General features: G+C 58.1%; 16 protein-coding genes. 6 read left to right on the forward strand and 10 right to left on the reverse strand.

Annotated elements, in window-relative coordinates; translation table 11 throughout:
* Positions 1-33: 33 nt before the first annotated feature.
* The 3 genes from G3M63_RS14510 to G3M63_RS14520 form a co-directional block, all read right to left on the reverse strand.
* A complete protein-coding gene (locus G3M63_RS14510) occupies positions 34-1,449 on the reverse strand; it encodes a cbb3-type cytochrome c oxidase subunit I (RefSeq protein ID WP_163983588.1) in 1,416 nt (471 codons plus the stop codon).
* A gap of 38 nt (positions 1,450-1,487) precedes the next feature.
* Positions 1,488-1,934, reverse strand: a complete 447-nt coding sequence (locus G3M63_RS14515; protein WP_150301632.1) for a cytochrome c — start codon at positions 1,932-1,934, stop codon at positions 1,488-1,490.
* Between the two features lie 196 nt (positions 1,935-2,130).
* Entirely contained in the window at positions 2,131-2,997 is an 867-nt protein-coding gene (locus G3M63_RS14520) for a CbbQ/NirQ/NorQ/GpvN family protein (protein ID WP_163983589.1), read from the reverse strand.
* Between the two features lie 544 nt (positions 2,998-3,541).
* Here G3M63_RS14520 and nosR point away from each other — a divergent pair.
* From nosR to G3M63_RS14550, 6 genes are all read left to right on the forward strand, one after another.
* Entirely contained in the window at positions 3,542-5,701 is a 2,160-nt protein-coding gene (gene nosR / locus G3M63_RS14525; RefSeq protein WP_163983590.1) for a transcriptional regulator NosR, read from the forward strand.
* A 67-nt stretch (positions 5,702-5,768) separates the two neighbouring features.
* On the forward strand, positions 5,769-7,670 hold the full coding sequence (nosZ, locus tag G3M63_RS14530; RefSeq protein WP_163983591.1) for a TAT-dependent nitrous-oxide reductase: 1,902 nt from the start codon (positions 5,769-5,771) through the stop codon (positions 7,668-7,670).
* A gap of 81 nt (positions 7,671-7,751) precedes the next feature.
* A complete protein-coding gene (locus G3M63_RS14535) occupies positions 7,752-9,056 on the forward strand; it encodes a nitrous oxide reductase family maturation protein NosD (protein ID WP_256669834.1) in 1,305 nt (434 codons plus the stop codon).
* A complete protein-coding gene (locus G3M63_RS14540) occupies positions 9,053-9,964 on the forward strand; it encodes an ABC transporter ATP-binding protein (RefSeq protein ID WP_163983592.1) in 912 nt (303 codons plus the stop codon). Before G3M63_RS14535 ends, G3M63_RS14540 begins: the two co-directional genes overlap by 4 nt.
* Positions 9,961-10,791 (forward strand): ABC transporter permease subunit, encoded by an 831-nt coding sequence (locus G3M63_RS14545; protein ID WP_163983593.1) that lies wholly within the window; start codon positions 9,961-9,963, stop codon positions 10,789-10,791. Before G3M63_RS14540 ends, G3M63_RS14545 begins: the two co-directional genes overlap by 4 nt.
* A 19-nt stretch (positions 10,792-10,810) precedes the next feature.
* Positions 10,811-11,344 (forward strand): nitrous oxide reductase accessory protein NosL, encoded by a 534-nt coding sequence (locus G3M63_RS14550; RefSeq protein ID WP_150301671.1) that lies wholly within the window; start codon positions 10,811-10,813, stop codon positions 11,342-11,344.
* Between the two features lie 382 nt (positions 11,345-11,726).
* Here the strand turns inward: G3M63_RS14550 and G3M63_RS14555 are convergent, their stop codons facing one another.
* The 7 genes from G3M63_RS14555 to G3M63_RS14585 form a co-directional block, all read right to left on the reverse strand.
* Positions 11,727-12,230, reverse strand: coding sequence for a hypothetical protein (locus G3M63_RS14555; protein WP_150301626.1), 504 nt, complete (start codon positions 12,228-12,230; stop codon positions 11,727-11,729).
* A 199-nt stretch (positions 12,231-12,429) separates the two neighbouring features.
* Positions 12,430-12,789, reverse strand: a complete 360-nt coding sequence (locus G3M63_RS14560; RefSeq protein WP_150301625.1) for a YbaN family protein — start codon at positions 12,787-12,789, stop codon at positions 12,430-12,432.
* A 25-nt stretch (positions 12,790-12,814) separates the two neighbouring features.
* Positions 12,815-13,456 carry a Crp/Fnr family transcriptional regulator gene (locus G3M63_RS14565; protein WP_163983594.1) on the reverse strand — a complete coding sequence of 214 codons (642 nt, stop codon included), beginning with the start codon at positions 13,454-13,456 and terminating at the stop codon, positions 12,815-12,817.
* Positions 13,457-13,637: 181 nt separating this feature from the next.
* Complete coding sequence (locus G3M63_RS14570) at positions 13,638-15,674, reverse strand: nitric oxide reductase activation protein NorD (RefSeq protein ID WP_163983595.1); 2,037 nt, start codon at positions 15,672-15,674, stop codon at positions 13,638-13,640.
* Between the two features lie 6 nt (positions 15,675-15,680).
* Positions 15,681-16,484, reverse strand: a complete 804-nt coding sequence (locus G3M63_RS14575) for a CbbQ/NirQ/NorQ/GpvN family protein (protein WP_163983596.1) — start codon at positions 16,482-16,484, stop codon at positions 15,681-15,683.
* 5 nt (positions 16,485-16,489) lie between these two features.
* The gene (locus G3M63_RS14580; protein WP_150301621.1) at positions 16,490-17,875 is read right to left on the reverse strand and encodes a cbb3-type cytochrome c oxidase subunit I; all 1,386 of its coding nucleotides are present in this window, start codon (positions 17,873-17,875) and stop codon (positions 16,490-16,492) included.
* A 39-nt stretch (positions 17,876-17,914) separates the two neighbouring features.
* A complete protein-coding gene (locus G3M63_RS14585; protein WP_150301620.1) occupies positions 17,915-18,748 on the reverse strand; it encodes a cytochrome c family protein in 834 nt (277 codons plus the stop codon).
* Positions 18,749-18,846 lie beyond the last annotated feature (98 nt).

The raw sequence follows: 18,846 nt of genomic DNA on the forward strand, positions 1-18,846 counted from the left end.
GCGGAAGCTGCCAGCACCGGATTGTCGTTCTGATCAGCTCATGGCGGCGACGTCAGCAACGAGCGGCTCGGTCGGCTTGCTGGCGCGTGCGGCGGCCACGAAGCTGGCCAGGTACATGAGTACACCGACGCCGAAGCCCACGCCGGCGGCCAGACGCATCCAGTAGATCACTGTGATCGCGTCCTGAGTGGCCATGAAACCTAGCGCACCGACGTCGTCCGGAATGCGTTGCAGCCAGATCTGTACCACGCCGGCAGCGGTCAGCAGCAAGGTGATCAGCAGCATGCTGACGCTCATGGTCCAGCAGGAGGCGATCTCCAGGCGTTGCGCCTGCAGGCTGTTGGCTTGCCGTCCGTTCAGGATCGGCCAGGCGTAGGAAATGATTGCCAGCACGATCATCACATAGGCGCCATAGAAGGCCAGGTGGCCGTGGGCCGCAGTCAGCTGGGTGCCATGGGTGTAGTAGTTCACTGGTGCCAGAGTGTGCAGGAAGCCCCATACACCCGCGCCGAGGAACGCCATGATGGTGCAACCTACTGCCCAGGTGACGGCCGCCTTGTTGGGGTGGTCGCGGCGACGCTGCTTGAGCATGCTGAATGCGAAGACCATCAGCATGAAGAACGGCAGGGGCTCGATGGCAGAGAAGACTGAACCGATCCACAGCCAGTATCCCGGTGCGCCGATAAAGAAGAAGTGGTGGCCGGTACCGAGGATACCGCTGATCAGGGCCATGGCAATGATCAGGTACAACCATTTCTCGACGACTTCGCGGTCTACGCCGGTAGTGCGGATCAGAATGAACGCCAGAATGGCTCCCAGGATCAGTTCCCATACGCCTTCAACCCACAGGTGCACAACCCACCACCAGAAGTACTTGTCCATCACCAGCGAGGCGGGGTTATAGAAGGCAAACATCCAGAATGCTGCCAGGCCGATCAGGCCGGTGGTCAGCACCATGCTGACCACGGTCTTGCGACCCTTGAGCACGGTCATGATGACGTTAAAGAGAAAGCCGACAAACACCAGGGCCAGACCGATCTTGGTAATGGTCGGCTGCTCAAGGAATTCCCGTCCCATGGTCGGGAAATATTTGTTTCCTGTCAGCTCCGCCAGCGTTGCGTAGGGCACGGCCAGATAGCCAATGATGGTCAGCGTGCCGGCCGCGGCGAATACCCAGAAAAGTATTTTGGCCAGCAAGGGACTATATAGCTCGCACTGGGTTTCCTCGGGTAGCAGGAAGTAGGTCGCGCCCATGAAGCCGAACAGCAGCCAGACGATCAGCAGGTTGGTGTGGACCATGCGGGCCACGTTGAAGGGTATCTCCGGAAACATGAAGTCGCCGATGATGTACTGGGTGCCGAGGATCAGACCGAAAACGATCTGACCGACGAACAAAATCATGGCGAAAGCGAAGTAGGGCTTCGCTGCCGACTGACTTGCGTATTTCATAGTGTGTTTATCCTTGCGTAATGGGAACCGGGTCAGCTTCAGCCTTCCTTGTTCGGCGGCCAGTCATTGGTATCGATACGTGATGTCCAGATGAGGAATTCGGACAGGGCGCGGGTTTCTTCCTCGCTCAGGTTGAATTGCGGCATCTTACGGCGACCGGGAACACCGATCGGCTGTGCCTTCATCCAGGCGGAGAAGTAGGCGTGGAAGGCTTCTTCGTTACCCATGCCGCGACGGTCAAACACGTTGCCCAGTTCAGGAGCGAAGTAGGCGCCTTCACCCAGCAGCGAGTGGCAGCCGACACAGTTGTTTTCTTCCCAGAGCTCTTTGCCATGGGCGACCTCGGCTGTGAGCTTGTCGCGATTTTCCCGCTCGGGTATCGCTACCACCGTATCCATGGTCAGACCAATAAACAGCAGCATGAAAAACATGCCGCCCCCGTAGTAGATATTTCGGGCCATGCCCTTGGTGAAACGCTCCGACATGATTACTTCCTCATCGTGTTAGTAGTTCGAAAGCTGTGGCAGACCAGACTTAGGGAACCTCTGAATAACTACTGCGCTCGGCCATACTGCGTTGAATTCCTCCTCAAAATGCTCGTTTACAACACGTAAACTGCGCTTTTTCGTCGGATTTCGCCTTGCCTGACCTTCGCTCGCTACGTTCTTCAGAGGCGGCTCCCTAGGCGCTGGTTTTCAATCGCTGTGTGGATGTTGCGGGTTGGTTGTGCGTGCCGAAGTGCGCCTTGACCACGTCAAGGATGGCGGCCTGAGTGGTCGGATCGTCACTCAACGGCTGGGCCAGACAGGCTTCGCAGGCAGCGACGGGATCAAGGCCGGCACGCATCAGGCGGGCGGTATGTATAAGCAGTCGGGTAGAAGGCGCTTCCTCCAGGTCATGTGTGCCGAGATGGCGTAATGCGTTGCACAGCTGGACCAGCCGTGTTGCCAAAGCAACCTCGACGCCAGCTTCGCGAACAAGAATGTCGATTTCCGCAGCCGTTTCGGGGTAATCAAAGGTCATCGCCACGAACCGTTGGCGGGTGCTCGGCTTGAGCCCTTTCAGCAAGTTGCGGTAACCGGGGTTGTAGGACACCACCAGCATGAAACCGGGGGCCGCTTCGAGGCACTCGCCTGTGGCGTCCAGCGGAAGAATGCGACGGTCATCGGCAAGCGGGTGCAGGACTACGGTGGTGTCCTTGCGCGCCTCGATGATTTCGTCGAGATAGCAGATGGCGCCTTCGCGTACGGCGCGGGTCAGGGGGCCGTCCTGCCAGTATGTGCCGTCAGGTCCAATGAGATGGCGGCCGACGAGGTCGGCCGTTGTCAGGTCGTCATGGCAGGCTACGGTGTAGAGCTTGCGGCCCAGACGTTCGGCCATGTGCTGCACGAAGCGAGTCTTGCCGCAACCGGTGGGGCCTTTGATGAGTACCGGGAGTTGATGCCGGGCAGCCTGTTCGAACAGTTCGGTTTCATTACCGGTGGCCCGGTAATAGATTCCGCTGTTGTCGGGATGGTGCAGTGTGGTCGTGCTTGCAAGATGGTTCATATATTTCGTCCTGAGCTGGGTCCGTTTCGGGGTAATGAAGCTGCCGAAGCGGATCGGATGCCTGTGCAGGACTATTAGCAAGCACTGTGCCATATCTTAGGTTCTTGTTTTGCAAGGATAAAAATAGCCGAGAGTATTTTCCACCCAATAGCGCAAGGGTATATATCACCATCAATGGTTGGATATACCGTTTCGATTGGAGCCTTTTTGTCAGCGTATTTCCTAGTCAATAGCCAGGAATAGGTATGGCGGTTATTGAGTCAGTTCTTCACTATTCGCCGAACTGGACAGGGGACCTTCCACAGTTCCCGCTCAGCCCGCGACCTAGCGCCGCGGGCCCTCGGGAGAGGGCTCTCAAAAGCGGATATCATGTCGTCAAATGCGAGCAAATGCTGTGATATATCGCATAAATGCAGCTAAATGGCGATATGCATGCATTTCGCAGTCGGTTGGGAATTGATCCTGATCAAATCCCCCTGTCGGATGGATGTCTACACTTACCTCAAACCTCGAAGTCACTTCTTCAGTACCCGGAGTTCCATTAATGACAAACCCAATCAGTGCTGCATGGGTCTGCAGAGCTATTATCTGCATTGTCCTTGGGCTGGGCGCTTTTCAAGCAGCTGCAGCCCAGGCCTATGCAGACCTGATCCAGCAGCGGATCGAGATAGCGCTACCCAACGTGGACAGGATTTCCGAGCCTGAAGGTGAGTACAACGTCCGCTCCTTGTATGCAGACGAAGAGGTAGTGGGTTATGCCTATCAGAGTATTGATGTCACCAACATTCCTGCCTATTCCGGCAAGCCTTTAAATGTCCATGTGATTATTGATCCGCGGGGCGTCATTCGCGATGCCTATGTACTGGAACACCATGAGCCTATCCTGCTGATTGGCATCCCTGAGCAGAAACTGCACGACTTCACTGCCAAGTACGACGGCATTTCGGTTAATCAACGCGTCGTGGTGGGCCGTTCGCGGGACGAGAACGCAGTCACCGTTGATGCTGTCAGTGGGGCGACTGTCACCGTAATGGTGGTCAGTGAGATTGTCATGGGTTCGGCGCATACCGTCGCGGTATCGCTGGGTCTGGTTGACGCCGCCAGCGCCGCAGGAACCAGGCCGGCCACGGTTCGCGAGGATGTGTATGAGGAAACCGACTGGGCGACCCTCACCGGTAACGGCGCAGTCCGCCGTCTGCATCTCACCCATGGCGAGATCGACGAAGCCTTTCGCGGGACCGAGGCAGAAGGGATAGACGAAGCCGCTCCGGATCAGGCCGACGCCACCTTCATTGATATGTATGCCGCGCATCTCAACCCGCCGACCGTTGGCCGCAACCTGCTGGGCGACAACCAGTACCGGTTTCTGATGGAGGACCTTGAGCCCGGCGAGCACGCCATCGCTGTGATGGGCCGTGGCGACTACTCCTACAAAGGGTCTGGCTACGTACGGGGCGGCATTTTCGACCGGGTGCAGCTGCGCCAGTTTGGCGAGATGATCAGCTTTCGCGATATGGACCACGAGCGGTTATCCGACGTCTTCGCTGCAGGCATGCCTGATTTTGACGAGATGTCTATCTTCATTGTGCGCGAGAACCATCGCTTCGACCCCGGCACGCCCTGGTCGCTGGAATTGCTGGTGCGCCGGCAAACTGGCCCGGTGAGCAGCGTGTTCACCAGTTTCGAGCTGCCGTATCAGCTGCCTGAGCAATACATCGAGCGGCCAGAGCCTACGGCTGCAGAGTTGGCGGCGATCGAAGAGGCCAACCGTCCGATGTGGGTCAATATCTGGTATCAGCAGAGCTGGCAGATCGGCGTCGTGGTCACTGCGCTGATGGTGCTGCTTGGCATCCTGTTCTTCCAGGACAAGCTGACCAAGCACCCGACTTTCCTGCACTGGCTGCGCCGCGGTTACCTGATCTTTACTGTGACATTCCTCGGCTGGTATGCGCTGGGGCAGTTGTCGGTGGTCAACGTGCTGACCTTCGTGCACGCGGTGTTTGAAGACTTCCGCTGGGAGCTGTTCCTTACCGATCCAATCATTTTCATCCTGTGGGTATTCACTGCCGCCAGCATTCTGCTGTGGGGGCGGGGGGTCTTCTGCGGCTGGTTATGTCCCTTCGGTGCCCTGCAGGAGCTGATCAACGAGGCAGCGCGCAAGTTGAAAGTGCCACAGTACGAGCTACCCTTTGCTGTACATGAGCGCCTATGGGCGATCAAGTACATAGTGCTCATGGTGCTCTTTGCCATTTCGCTGGAATCCATGGCCGTCGCTGAGCGTGCGGCTGAGGTTGAGCCTTTCAAGACGGCCATTACCCTGAGGTTCGACCGTCAGTGGTGGTTTGTGCTGTATGCAGTGATCCTGCTGGTGATCAGTATTTTTACCCGCAAGGTTTATTGCCGCTACATCTGCCCGCTGGGCGCCGCGTTGGCCATCCCCTCAAAGTTCCGCCTGTTTGACTGGCTGAAGCGCCGCAAGGAGTGCGGTGATCCTTGCCAGCTCTGTGCCAAGGAATGCGAAATCCAGGCTATTCATCCGGATGGGCATATCAATCACAACGAATGCCATTACTGCCTGGACTGCCAGATGACCTACCACAACGACGAAAAATGTCCGCCCTTGATCCTGAAGAACAAGCGCGCACGCAAAGGCAAGAAGGAGCCCGTCCCCGAGCTGATTCCGGTCCATGTGGTTGAACCCTGAAGTAACCCTGAACGAAACGTTTCACATCCGAGTTTGAAGACTGAAGCTGTATCCAAGGAGCAGAAAGATGAGTGACAAAGAGAAGAATACCGAAGTACTCGAAGCCAAAGGGCTAAGCCGCCGCGGCTTCCTCGGTGCCAGCGCCATGACGGGTGCGGCAGTCGTGGGCGCGACCGCGCTTGGCAGTTCCATCATGAGCCGCGAAGCCTTTGCCCAGGCAGCCAAGGAGGCGAAATCCAAGACTCACGTAGGCCCCGGCGAGCTGGATGACTATTACGGTTTCTGGAGTGGCGGGCATCAGGGTGAGGTCCGGGTGATGGGCGTTCCGTCGATGCGCGAGCTCATGCGCATCCCGGTATTCAATATCGACTCGGCAACCGGCTGGGGCCTGACCAACGAAAGCAAACGGATCATGGGCGACAGTGCCAAGTTCCTGAACGGCGATTGCCACCATCCGCACATATCCATGACAGATGGCAAATACGACGGTAAATATCTGTTTATCAACGACAAGGCCAACAGCCGCGTTGCCCGTATCCGCCTGGATATCATGAAGACGGACAAGATCACCACGATCCCCAACGTTCAGTCGATTCACGGCCTGCGTCTGCAGAAAGTACCGCACACCAAATACGTTTTTGCCAACGCCGAATTCATCATTCCCCATCCGAATGATGGTACGAGCTTTGATCTGAGTGGCGACAATGCCTATACCATGTTCAACGTACTGGACGCCGAGAGCATGGAGGTCGCTTTCCAGGTCATCGTCGACGGTAACCTGGACAATACCGATGCCGACTACACCGGCAAGTACGCCGCGGCAACCTGTTATAACTCGGAAGAAGCGACCGACCTGGGTGGCATGATGCGCGCTGAGCGCGACTGGGTGGTGGTATTCAATATTCCGCGCATCGAGAAAGCCGTCAAGGATGGTAATTTCAGCACGTTGGGCGACTCCAAGGTACCGGTTGTTGACGGCCGTGCCGGCTCCGAGCTAACCCGTTACATTCCCGTGCCGAAGAACCCCCACGGTTGCAACACATCTCCGGATGGCAAATATTTCATCGCGGCCGGCAAACTGTCCCCGACGGTCACCATGATCGCCATCGACCGGCTTGACGATCTGTTTGCCGATAAGTTTGATGACCCGCGGGAAGTGGTTGTTGCCGAAGTCGAACTGGGCCTCGGACCGCTGCATACCACCTTTGACGGTCGTGGCAATGGCTACACCACCCTGTTCATCGACAGTCAGATCGTCAAGTGGAACATGGAAGACGCCATTCGTGCCTATAACGGCGAAGACGTCAACTACATCAAACAGAAGCTGGATGTGCATTACCAGCCAGGCCATACCCACGCGTCGCTGACCGAAACCTCGGAAGCCGACGGCCAGTGGCTGGTGGTCCTGAGCAAGTTCGCCAAGGACCGTTTCCTGCCGACCGGCCCGCTGCACCCTGAGAACGATCAGCTGATCGATATCTCGGGCGACGAGATGAAGCTGGTTCATGACGGCCCGGCATTCGCTGAGCCGCATGACTGCATCATGGCTCGCCGCGATCAGATCCGCACCAAGAAGATCTGGGACCGCGATGATCCGTTCTTCGCCGAAACCGTGAAGATGGCCGAGAAGGATGGCGTCAACCTGACTGCCGACAATAAGGTGGTCCGCGACGGCAACAAGGTGCGTGTCTACATGACCTCCTTTGCACCCGCCTATGGGCTTACCGAATTCACCGTCAAGCAGGGCGATGAGGTGACGGTGACCGTGACCAACATCGACCAGATCGAAGACGTGACCCACGGTTTCGTCATGGTGAATCACGGTGTGAGCATGGAGATCAGCCCGCAGCAGACCTCTTCCATCACATTCACCGCCGACAAAGCCGGCCTGTTCTGGTACTACTGCAGCTGGTTCTGCCACGCATTGCATATGGAAATGGTCGGCCGGATGATGGTCGAACCGGCCTGATAGCCGTAGTTATCAGCACGACTCAGCAGCCCGGCGATCCGCCGGGCTGTTTTTCGATGGCATCCGAAGAAGGTAACAGCAGTGCCGAAAAAACCGGCGAGAGTGGTTACGCGCCTCAGTGCCCTATGTGCATTACTGTATTTTTCCGGAGTGGCCCAGGCGGCTCCTCAGAGTATTACCGACTTGCCACTGTCCGCCGACAGTGACAACCGCTGGTCCCTTCCTGCAGGGGAATATCAGGGCCAGTTTCTCATCGATCAGCCAATCCACCTGCGCTGCGAAGACGGCGCAATATTGAATGGGCAGGGTACAGGTCATGTCGTTGAGATAAAGACGCCCGACGTGACCCTTGAAAACTGCACGCTCTCGGACTGGGGACAGAACCTGACCGAGCTGGATGCTGGCATTTTTTTGCATCCGGAGGCCGATCGGGCGACTCTGCGAGGCAATCGCCTGCGCGGACCAGGTTTCGGAATCTGGATCGATCAGGCCAGTGATGTGAGCGTGGTCGGCAACGATATCCAGGGCGACCAGAGTATGCGCTCGCAAAACCGCGGCAACGGTATCCATCTATTCAGTACCAAGGGCACCCGAATTATCGACAACCATGTACGTCACACACGTGACGGCGTGTACATCGGCAACTCCAACGGCAACCAGATCGAGGGCAACACGCTCGAAGACCTGCGCTACGGCGTGCACTACATGTTTTCCCATGACAACACTGTCATCGGCAATATCACGCGTAACACCCGGACCGGCTACGCATTGATGCAGAGCCGTCAGCTGACAGTTACCGGGAACCGCTCCGAGCATGATCAGAACTACGGCATTCTGATGAACTACATCACCTACTCGACGATAAGCGGTAACTTTGTGTCCGATGCTCATCAGGGAGACACGGGCGACAGCATGATCTCGGGTGCGGAAGGCAAGGCGTTGTTCATCTATAATTCACTGTTCAATACCATAGAAAACAACCACTTCGAAAACAGCGGGTTAGGAATACATCTTACGGCTGGATCTGAAGACAACAAGATCAGCCGCAACGCCTTTGTGGCCAACCAGCAGCAAGTGAAATACGTGGCGACCCGCACCCAGGAATGGTCGGTCGATGGCCAGGGCAATTACTGGAGCGATTACCTGGGGTGGGACCGCGATAATGACGGGCTGGGCGATGTGGCCTATGAGCCGAACGACAACATCGACCGCCTGCTCTGGCTTTATCCGCAGGTGCGCTTGCTGATGAACAGCCCGGCCATTGAACTGTTGCGCTGGGTGCAACGTGTTTTCCCGGTAACCAAATCGCCCGGCGTGCAGGATAGCCATCCGCTAATGAAGCTACCGGCGGACAGTCCGGCTCTCGCTCAGGAAGCCACCCGATGAATGCAGTTGAAATCCAGAATCTCACGCAGCGCTATGGCGCCATGACCGTGCTCGAGCGGTTGAACCTCACGCTGGGCGAAGGCGAAGTCCTTGGTTTGTTTGGGCACAACGGTGCAGGCAAGACCACCACCATGAAACTCATACTCGGCCTGCTCAACGCCACTGAAGGGCAGGTGCGCGTGCTTGGCCGCGAGCCGAACGATCCGCAGGTGCGCCGCACCCTGGGCTACCTTCCCGAGAACGTGACCTTCTACGGGCAACTCAGCGGCCGCGAAACGCTGCGTCATTTTGCGCGTTTGAAAGATGCCGCACCCGGTCAGACAGACCAGTTGCTGGAGCAGGTCGGGCTGAGCCATGCAGCGGACCGCCGCGTGCGGACCTACTCCAAAGGCATGCGCCAACGACTCGGCCTGGCACAGGCCTTGCTCGGCGAGCCCCGCCTGCTGCTGCTGGATGAACCCACCGTAGGCCTGGATCCGGTCGCCACTGAAGACCTGTATAGCCTGATTGACGGTCTCCGCCAGCAAGGCTGCAGCGTCATCCTGTGTTCACACGTATTGCCGGGCGTTGAGCGGCATATCGACCGCGGCGCGATTCTGGCTGGTGGGCGCCTGCAGGCGGTGGGCACGCTGACCAGTTTGCGTCACGAGGCTGCGTTGCCTGAGCGGATCCGCGTCAGCGGCGTAGTCGACCGGGAATCCTGGATGCAGCGCTGGAACGCGGCAGGGCATGGCGCTACGCCGCTTGGCAGCGACGGTATCGAAGTCGTGGCGCGTGGCGATCAGAAGCTCGATCTGCTCCGGCAACTGCTTGCAGGGGAAAAACTGACCGACATTGAAATTCACCAGCCATCGCTTACCGATCTTTACCGCCACTACATGGACAAGGCAAACGGGGTGCCGGCATGAACCAGATCTGGAATATTGCGCTCAAGGAATTAAGCGATGGCCTGCGCAATCGCTGGCTGCTGGCGATCAGTCTTGTATTCGCGCTGCTGGCCGTCGGCATTGCCTGGTTTGGCGCCGCCGCCTCCGGCCAGGTAGGCTTTACTTCCATCCCGGCTACCATCGCCAGTCTCGCCAGTCTCGCGACGTTCCTCATGCCGCTGATCGCCTTGATGCTCGCCTATGACGCGATTGTCGGCGAAGAGGAAGGGGGGACCCTGATGTTGCTGTTGACCTATCCACTTGGCCGCGGACAGATACTGCTGGGCAAGTTCTTTGGTCATGGGCTGATTCTGGCGTTGGCCACGTTGATTGGCTTTGGATGCGCTGCGCTGGCCATTGCAGCCCTGGTCGAAGATGTCGAGTTGAGTCTGCTGATATGGGCATTCGGACGGTTCATGATTTCATCTACCCTGCTGGGATGGGTGTTTCTGGCGCTGGCCTATGTGCTGAGCAGCCTGGCCCGCGAAAAATCCACAGCCGCCGGTCTGGCGCTCGGGTTGTGGTTCCTGTTCGTACTGGTATTCGATCTGGCGCTGCTGGCTGTACTGGTTATCAGCGAGGGCAAGTTCAACCCGGACCTGCTTCCCTGGCTGCTCCTGTTCAACCCAACCGATATCTACCGCCTGATCAACCTGTCTGGCTTTGACGTCGGCAGCAGTGCAGTCGGCGTACTGACTTTGGGTGACGATCTGCCTGTTTCGGGCTGGCTGTTATGGGCATGTCTGGCTGTGTGGGTAAGTATTTTGCTGCTACTGGCGTATTGGTTGTTCCGTCGACGGGTCGTGTGACCCTAAGGACTTTTGAATGATGAATTATCTTCACGGACGCAGCGCCCGCCTGGCTGCAATCGCCATGCTGAGTCTGGGTCTGTTGGCCTGTGGCAAGCAGGAGGAAGACGAAGTAACACGTGAGCCGGTGGCCTTCCATGAGGAAGACTCATGCCACGTTTGCGGAATGGTGATCAGCGAATTTGAAGGCCCGAAAGGACAGAGCGTCGGCAACGAAGGCGTACGCAAATTCTGCTCAACCGCAGAAATGCTCGGCTGGTGGCTGCAGCCGGAAAACCGTATCAGTGACGTTTCGTTGTTTGTGCACGATATGGGGCAGAGCGAGTGGAGCGCGCCCGACGATGCGCATCTGATTGACGCGAAGCAGGCTTACTACGTAATCGATATTCCATTGCAAGGTGCTATGGGCGCGACGCTGGCGAGTTTCGCCGATGAGTCCGCAGCGCAGGCCATGGCCGAAAAGCACGACGGGCGAGTGTTGCGCTTTGAGGATATCGATCAGGACGTATTGCAGCAGGCCGCCTCCACCCAGCACGGGCAATCCATGCATTGATGCAACCCGCGGGCGTAGCGCAGCTGCGCTACGCCAGGTTCCGCATTCCACATCAACCCCGTCGGCGAGCAGGCGCTCGCCAACCCCAGGAAGCCCCACCCCAGGAAGCCCAATCCTCGGAGCCGTGATCTGAACGCCAACCCTGGGGGTGTAGCGCGCCTGCGCTACGCCAGGTTCCGCATTCCACATCAACCCCGTCGGCGAGCAGGCGCTCGCCAACCCCAGGAAGCCCCACCCCAGGAAGCCCAATCTTCGGAGCCGTGATCTGAACGCCAACCCTGGGGGTGTAGTGCGCCTGCGCTACGCCAAGGTCTACCCACGGATGGACCGGTAAGCCAGTGCGTGCCAATCCATGCGTATACCGTGGCAGCCGAACCGCGGCTCAGTGACCGAGCTTCTTGAAACTGGCATCGTTGAAGTAAGCGGCGTAACTGTTCAACGCCCCCACCACGCGGATTGCTCCGTCGCGCCGCGCCTGATCCTCGGCCTCTCCCTGCAGAGCGTTGGCGCCGGCCATCAACTCGGCAATGATGAGATGTAACTGGGCATCGGCTTCGGCTTCCAGTTCGCAATTCTCGATCATGTATTTCACCTGGTCATTCACCTGTTGGGCGAGTGCTTCATAGCCGTCGTCAGAAAGTCGGTCATTGTGAATCTCCGGCATTAACGGGTGAATGTCTTGCCTCAGGATGCCCATTGCCTTACGCAGTGGGGCATCGGTCTCCCACTGGCTGCCGTTGTTCAGCCGCAGTGTGTGCTCGCCCATTTCATGTGTCTGGTGCGCTTCGTGGCCGTGAGCATGGGAATGGCTTTCGGCATGGGCAACGCCGATCGGTAATACCGCAAGGGTGATTGCCAGGCATAAGGCAGAAGTCTTGCTGGGCATGTTGATGTACTCCTGGATTGAACGTGAACGAAGTTTTTCGTTTCTTGATCTATGTCAAAGCAAGTTTCGTGCCGGAGGGTAAGCAGCTGATTTAAAAGCGGATTTAATATGGCGGGTCGAATGTACTACCTCGAAACAAGGTAGCTTTAACCATCAGGGTATTGAGAACCCGGGCAGCGCGCCCGGCCCCCCCCAGGCTTCAGCTTTCCGGGCGCGTCCAGAGCCAGATGGCAACACACAGCAGGAACACCGGCAGCAGCCAGCGGACGAGATCAGGGGCAGGAAGCAACCAGATCATGATTACGCTGCTCAGCATCAGCAGCGAAGCCATCCATTTGGCTTTACGCGGTACCGCGCGGTCATTACGCCAGTCGCGGATCAACGGACCATACCGTTCATGTGCTAACAGGCGGGCTTCCAGGGCAGGCCAACCCCGCGATCCAGCCCAGGCGGCAACCAGCAGGAATGGCGTCGTAGGCAGCCCCGGCAATACGATGCCCAGCGCACCCAGCCCGAGACTGACTGAAGCCAGCGTGCGCCATAATATTTGCCTGAACATGGATGCGACTTCCTGCTGATTACTCTCAGGCAAACTCGGCAAGCAGCTTGCTGACGCTGGGAATCTGGATATGACGGCCCTGACTGCCGATCAGTCCGAGATCGCGCAGTGTCGCCATGGCACGCGACAAGGTTTCCGGCTTGATGGAAAGACGCGCAGCGATCAAGCCTTTGGGCAGACCAAGATCCAGCTCCACGGTATCGTCGGAGCGGTCCTTGATCTGGCTGACCAGATAAAGCGCGAAGCGCTGCGTGGCATTTTGCAGGGTCAGGTTTTCCAGCTCATCGAGACGCTGGTGCAGACGCACACTCAGATGCCCGAGCAGTCTCAGGCAGGTCTGTGGATTGCTTTCCAGACTGTGCAACATGAGTTTGTTCGAGAAGCCTGCCAGCTGTACGGGCTGCAATGTCTCGGCACAGACGGGATACACCGGGCGCTGCATGAACATGACGGCTTCCGCGAAGGTGTGGCCTGCCTGAATAACCTCAACCACCTTTTCTTTACCATCCGGTGATATGCGGAAGAGTTTTACCGCACCTTCCAGCACCAGGAAAAACCGGTCGGCCGGATCACCCTGGCGGAAAATCAGGGCCTGGGCCGGGTATTCCCGGTAAACGGTCTCTGCCAGCATTTCCGCCTGAACATCCGCCGGAAATGATGACAGCATCGGATGCTGGAGGACTCGATGATGATGTTGCGCAGGCAGTTGCATGATCTGGATTCGCGTTTGGATGTGCGTGGGAGGGTAAGCAGTTGATTTGCATCAAGCCATGCCTCTTTATGGGTAGATGATAACCGAGGCTACCGATGGCTTCTACCGCGCGCCTGGCCCTGCAGGGTGCAGGGCTCTAGATCAGCAATCGCCTGATCCATTCCAGCAGTACGGCGGGTAGCCGTTGAGGGGAAGGCAGTAGTGCATAGCGATGGGCACCGAAGACCTTGGGCAAATAGGCTGCGGCCTGTCTGTCGATGGTCAGACAGAAGGGGAAAATCCCTTGCAGGGATGCTTCGTTGACGGCCTGGCGCATATCTTCGACGCCGTATTGCCCTTCGTAATCATCGATGTCGTTAGGTTTGCCGTCGGACAGCAGGATCAGCAAACGGTGTTCGGCGGCCTGCTGCATCAGGCCGCTGGTAGCGTGGCGTAGGGCTGCGCCGGCGCGGGTGTAATGTTCTGGTTCCAGAGCAGAAATGCGAAGGGCTACCGTATTGTTGTAGCGTTCCTCGAAGCGCTTCAGTTCACGTACGGTAACGCCACCGGGGCCTTCACCGGAAAACGCCTGGACAGAATAGGGCTCGCCCAGGCTCTCCAATGCCATGCATACCAGCAGAACGGCTTCACGCTCCACATCAATGATTCGTCTGTTGCCTGAGACCCAGGCATCAGTCGACCCGCTAACGTCGATCAGCAGGGTGATCGCGACGTTCCGGCGGATGGCGCGGCGGGTCTGATAGAGTGCATCGGAGCGCGGAAGCCCGGCTCGAAAATCTGCGTGGTTCTCCAGATAGGCGTCCAGATCGATATCGTCGCCGTCCTGCCTGCGGCGCAGCAGCACCGGCTCTGCGCGTAGCATCTCGAAGTGGCGGCGAATGGAATTCAGCATCGGACGATGCTTCCTCAGCGTTTCGTCGACCCATTCCTGTGGACCGGCCACCGCATCAAGCAGCCGCACCGTGGCACCGGGATCGCGGTAGCTGCTGCTACGATAATCCCATTCCGGATAGCGAATCCGGTTGCCGCGCGGATCACTGCGTCCCGCTACGCGTCGTGCACGCTCCTCCGGCGGATCATCAGTCAGCAATACCTCCTTGGGCCTGCCCGGGGTGGAAATCAGTCGGGCCTCCGGGAGCTCGGAGACAAGCTCGCCGTATTCCGCGGCGCTGGCAGCATCGTCCAGATCAACCGGGCGTTTGAGGCCCATCGGATCCTCTGCATGCTCATGGCCTCCCTCAGGATGCACCATCCAGGGACCCGGGCCGGAATCGTCGTCTTCATCTTCCTTGGCTTCGCGTATCGTCGGCCGACGCTCCAGCCTGGCACTGCGGGGGGCAGCAGGCTCATGGTCCGTCTCGTCGGTCGCGCCAGCGGGACCTGTCTTGTTCTCATCGAATACCGGGGCGGGCTTGAGTGCACCGGTCCAGCAATCCGGGTAAAGCGGATGCAGACCCAGCAGCCGTTCGGATTGTTCGTCTGGGGCAAACTCGGGCGCCAGACTGGTGGCCATCCGCAGGGACTGCTCCGCAGTGGCGCAGAGCAGATCCGCTGGCGGATCACCACAGGGTCGCTCGAGCAGCCGACGCAGGAATACCTCGAGTTTCTGGCGTGGCGGAGAGAACCGTTCCAGTTCAGGTCGGTTCTGTAGAGCCTGCTGCCGGGCGATATCAAGCGCGCCGCGCATGCCGGGCAGCAGTCGGCTTAGGTCTTCGTCAGCATTTGAGGCTTCGAGCAGCAGGTACAGATCGCGTACCAGCGGTTTCATGTTCGCCGTGATGAGCGTGGCGCTACCGCGCTGAATACGCATCGCCTGTTGCAGTGCAAGCACTCGGTACCAGGATGATCCCAGCGCCATGTCAGGCGTGCCCGCATCGCGCGGAAGCCAGATGCTGCAGCCGTCCGTTGCGGGTATGGCAGCGCGGGTCCGCGGCGCAGGATCACGCCTGAACAATAGCGTCAGCAGCGTTGAACGCGCTCCCGCCTGCGCAGCGCGGATCGGGTAGCGATTGGCAAATACGCCAGTGCATAGCAGATCCAGGCGACTGGCAACGTCGTTCAGCGTGACCAGCACCGGACCCGGAGGAGGGGGAAGATACCGACGCCAGAGGTTGCGGGTGAAAATCGTGGCATAGCGCGCGGCGTCGGTGATTACGTCTTCAGCTTCGGCCATGATTACTCAGACAAAGGTGGCGTCGACAAGGTCTCGCATGGCGGCGACCAGGGACTCGTCGTCGGACAAAGGTGATATCACCGCTGCGTAGCAAGCCGCACGAGGCTGGATGCCGCCGGCAATCAGATTGGCGGCGGCGATCAGCAGACGCGTGCTTGGAACCTCCGCCAGGCCATGATCACGTAACTCTCGCAGGCGTAGCGCGAGAGCTACCAGTGCGTGGGCGGTGGGCTCGTCTATTGCGCCTTCGGTAACAACGATCCGGGCTTCCTGCTCAGGCGGCGGGAAGTCGAGATCCATTGCCACAAAGCGCTGGCGGGTACTCGGCTTGAGATCCTTGAGCATCCGCTGGTAGCCCGGATTATAGGACACCACCAGCTGGAACCCGGGAGCCGCCACGAGCTGTTCACCGGTCTTGTCCAGGGGCAGGATACGGCGATGATCGGTAAGCGAGTGCAGTATGACCACGGTGTCCTGACGCGCCTCGACCACTTCATCGAGATAGCAGATGGCGCCTTCGCGTACAGCGCGTGTCAGCGGCCCGTCCTGCCAGACGGTGTCGTTGGCCCGAATCAGAAAGCGGCCGACCAGATCACTGGCAGTCAGATCGTCATGACACTGGACAGTGACCAGCGGTCGGCCCAGTTTCCAGGCCATATGTTCTACGAAACGGGTCTTGCCGCACCCTGTCGGTCCTTTGAGCATGACTGCCAGGTTGCGCGCATGCGACTGTTCGAACAGCTCGACCTCGTCTCCGCTGGGGATATAGAAGGGCGCCTCACGCTGCTGCGGAGGCTCTTGTGTGGACATCACAGTCAAACCTGGGACCTCGCATCGTCAGTGACCGGTTCGCGCGGCGATAGCTGTTCCGTGTCGTCCGAGATCATCAGCCGTGGCGGGAACCGGAAGAAGTCGTAGATGAACAAGCCTACCCCGGTCACGAAGATCGTTCCTGTGGCAATCAGCATGAGGAAGTGGACCTGAATCTTCAGCTGCGCATCCAGATAGCCCATGCCCATTACCCGTTCGAGGTAGACCTGGCCAATGCCTGCAGTGGCGAAGGACAGGGTCATGCCGAACATGCCCGCCAGCTGCAGCCAGAAAGCCCAGTAGCCCATGGTGGTTCCTCCCTCGGGACGACCCCGGGTCAGTGCCGGCAATGCATAGCTGATCATCGCCAGGTTGATCATCACGTAAGCGCCGTAGAACGCAGCATGGCCATGCATGGCGGTGATCAGCGTCCCGTGGGTCCATTTGTTGATACCCGGCCAGGTGTGCGCCAGGCCGAGCAGACCCGCACCAAAGAGGGTGAAGACAGCACTGCCCACCGCCCAGTGCAACGCCAGCGCGTTGGGGTGTGCCATACCCGAACGGCGGATGGCACCGTAGGCAAGCACTGCCATGCCGACCAGCGCGGCTGGCTCAAGCGCACTGAACAGGCCGCCGAGGGGCAACCAGTAGGTTGGCACGCCAACCCAGTAATAGTGGTGAGCTGTACCCAGAATGCCTGCGATGAATACCAGTGCAACGATCACGTACAGCCATTTTTCCATGACCTCGCGATCCGCGCCGGACAGGCGAATCAGCAGATAGGCGAGGAACGAGCCCATGATCATCATCCAGACGCCTTCCACCCACAGGTGGATGGTCCACCAGCGATAGAAAATCGACACGGTGTAGTTTTCGTAGTGCAGCAGGGCAGGGATGAACAGCACGGCAGAACTGACCAGCCCGAGTAACAACACCCCTTCGGTAGTGGTAAAACGGCCGGACTTCTTGATCGTCATACCGATGTTGTAAAGGAAGATACCCATACACAACACGATGACCAGTTTCTGCGGTAATGGTTGTTCCAGCAACTTGTTACCGGTGCCGTAACGGAACAGGTAACCGATAATCGCTGTGACGCCCATCAGTACCCAGAGTATCAGCTGAATGTATGCCAGCTTGACGCTGTGCAATTCGCGTCTGGATTCCTCGGGTACCAACCAATATGTACCGCCCATGAATGCGGCAAGCACCCAAACAATCAGCAAGTTGGTATGGATTACCTTGGTCACATCAAAAGGCAGGACGTATAACAGTGGATCCGGTCCAAGATACTTGGTGGCCGATAATAGGCCGAATACCATCTGCAATCCGAATAGCCCCATCGATACTGCAAAGTACCAATAAGCAACCGACTGGGATTTATAGCGCATGATTGTTCTCCGTCAACTTTTTCTGGCGCGCGGCGCGATTCATCTGAGCGAGGTCAAATAGGCCACCAGGTGGTCTATCTGCTCTTCGGTCAGGCTTTCCGGATAAGTAGTTGGCATGAACGACACGCCGTCAGCCGAAAACATGCTGCCTGGCACCAGGTGTGCGCTGGGACTCACAATCGACTCGCGAATATAGCCCTCGACGTCAGCGGCTTCGCCGCCGTAATCGCCGGAGGCGAGCAGCTCTTCAGTACGACCCACCAGGCCAGCCATGGAGGGTCCCGCCATGGTCACGCCCGGCGCGGTGGAATGACAGGCGTTACAGGAGGGCACCGCCGAGTTGAACAGCTTTTCCCCCAATGCCCGCGGGTCGGATCCGCTTTCCACCGGCGTAACGCTGGGGTCAGTCGTCACATCCGCTCCGGGTGTATGCTGCGCGAGGCTATTGGTTACCAGAATTGGACGGGGTGGCCAGCCCTGGTTGTCAACGTTCGCGACCCAGTCAAGAAAAATGATCAGGTCGTTGATCTCTTCTTCGCTCAGATCCTGCTTGGGCATGAGCCGGCGATGAATTTCTTCATCATAGAAATTGGATGGATCACGCATATAGGCTTTCAGATATGCCTCGCCTCTATGCTGCGTAATCTTGGTGAGATCTGGCGCGTAATAGGCACCTTCGCCAAACAGGGTATGGCAGTTGATGCAGTTATATTTATGCCATACATCCTTGCCGTGAGTAACCTGAGGCGTAATGGTTTCCGCGTTGGTAAGTTCTGGAAATTGCCGATGGCTGTCGACCGTGAGGATCAGAAATACCAGAGCCGAAATCGCCGTGGAGGCTATAGCGAATATTCTGGTTTGTCTTTTATTCATTTTTTTTCAGTCCGCCAGATTGTCAAAGGAACCCCTGAAAGTCATACAGAGATGCCGTTCCAGTATTTGATTGACATGAATGCGGCATAACCAATGGC

It is taken from the genome of Pseudomonas sp. OIL-1 (assembly GCF_010669185.1).
Lineage (GTDB): Bacteria > Pseudomonadota > Gammaproteobacteria > Pseudomonadales > Pseudomonadaceae > Halopseudomonas > Halopseudomonas profundi.

What these genes read in the sequence shown, in the direction of transcription:
- G3M63_RS14510 (WP_163983588.1), bottom strand. Translation starts at nt 1,449, where the DNA reads ATGAAATACGCAAGTCAGTCGGCAGCGAAGCCCTACTTCGCTTTCGCC.
- G3M63_RS14515 (WP_150301632.1), bottom strand. Translation starts at nt 1,934, where the DNA reads ATGTCGGAGCGTTTCACCAAGGGCATGGCCCGAAATATCTACTACGGG.
- G3M63_RS14520 (WP_163983589.1), bottom strand. Translation starts at nt 2,997, where the DNA reads ATGAACCATCTTGCAAGCACGACCACACTGCACCATCCCGACAACAGC.
- nosR (WP_163983590.1), top strand. Translation starts at nt 3,542, where the DNA reads ATGACAAACCCAATCAGTGCTGCATGGGTCTGCAGAGCTATTATCTGC.
- nosZ (WP_163983591.1), top strand. Translation starts at nt 5,769, where the DNA reads ATGAGTGACAAAGAGAAGAATACCGAAGTACTCGAAGCCAAAGGGCTA.
- G3M63_RS14540 (WP_163983592.1), top strand. Translation starts at nt 9,053, where the DNA reads ATGAATGCAGTTGAAATCCAGAATCTCACGCAGCGCTATGGCGCCATG.
- G3M63_RS14545 (WP_163983593.1), top strand. Translation starts at nt 9,961, where the DNA reads ATGAACCAGATCTGGAATATTGCGCTCAAGGAATTAAGCGATGGCCTG.
- G3M63_RS14550 (WP_150301671.1), top strand. Translation starts at nt 10,811, where the DNA reads ATGAATTATCTTCACGGACGCAGCGCCCGCCTGGCTGCAATCGCCATG.
- G3M63_RS14555 (WP_150301626.1), bottom strand. Translation starts at nt 12,230, where the DNA reads ATGCCCAGCAAGACTTCTGCCTTATGCCTGGCAATCACCCTTGCGGTA.
- G3M63_RS14560 (WP_150301625.1), bottom strand. Translation starts at nt 12,789, where the DNA reads ATGTTCAGGCAAATATTATGGCGCACGCTGGCTTCAGTCAGTCTCGGG.
- G3M63_RS14565 (WP_163983594.1), bottom strand. Translation starts at nt 13,456, where the DNA reads ATGCTGTCATCATTTCCGGCGGATGTTCAGGCGGAAATGCTGGCAGAG.
- G3M63_RS14570 (WP_163983595.1), bottom strand. Translation starts at nt 15,674, where the DNA reads ATGGCCGAAGCTGAAGACGTAATCACCGACGCCGCGCGCTATGCCACG.
- G3M63_RS14575 (WP_163983596.1), bottom strand. Translation starts at nt 16,484, where the DNA reads ATGTCCACACAAGAGCCTCCGCAGCAGCGTGAGGCGCCCTTCTATATC.
- G3M63_RS14580 (WP_150301621.1), bottom strand. Translation starts at nt 17,875, where the DNA reads ATGCGCTATAAATCCCAGTCGGTTGCTTATTGGTACTTTGCAGTATCG.
- G3M63_RS14585 (WP_150301620.1), bottom strand. Translation starts at nt 18,748, where the DNA reads ATGAATAAAAGACAAACCAGAATATTCGCTATAGCCTCCACGGCGATT.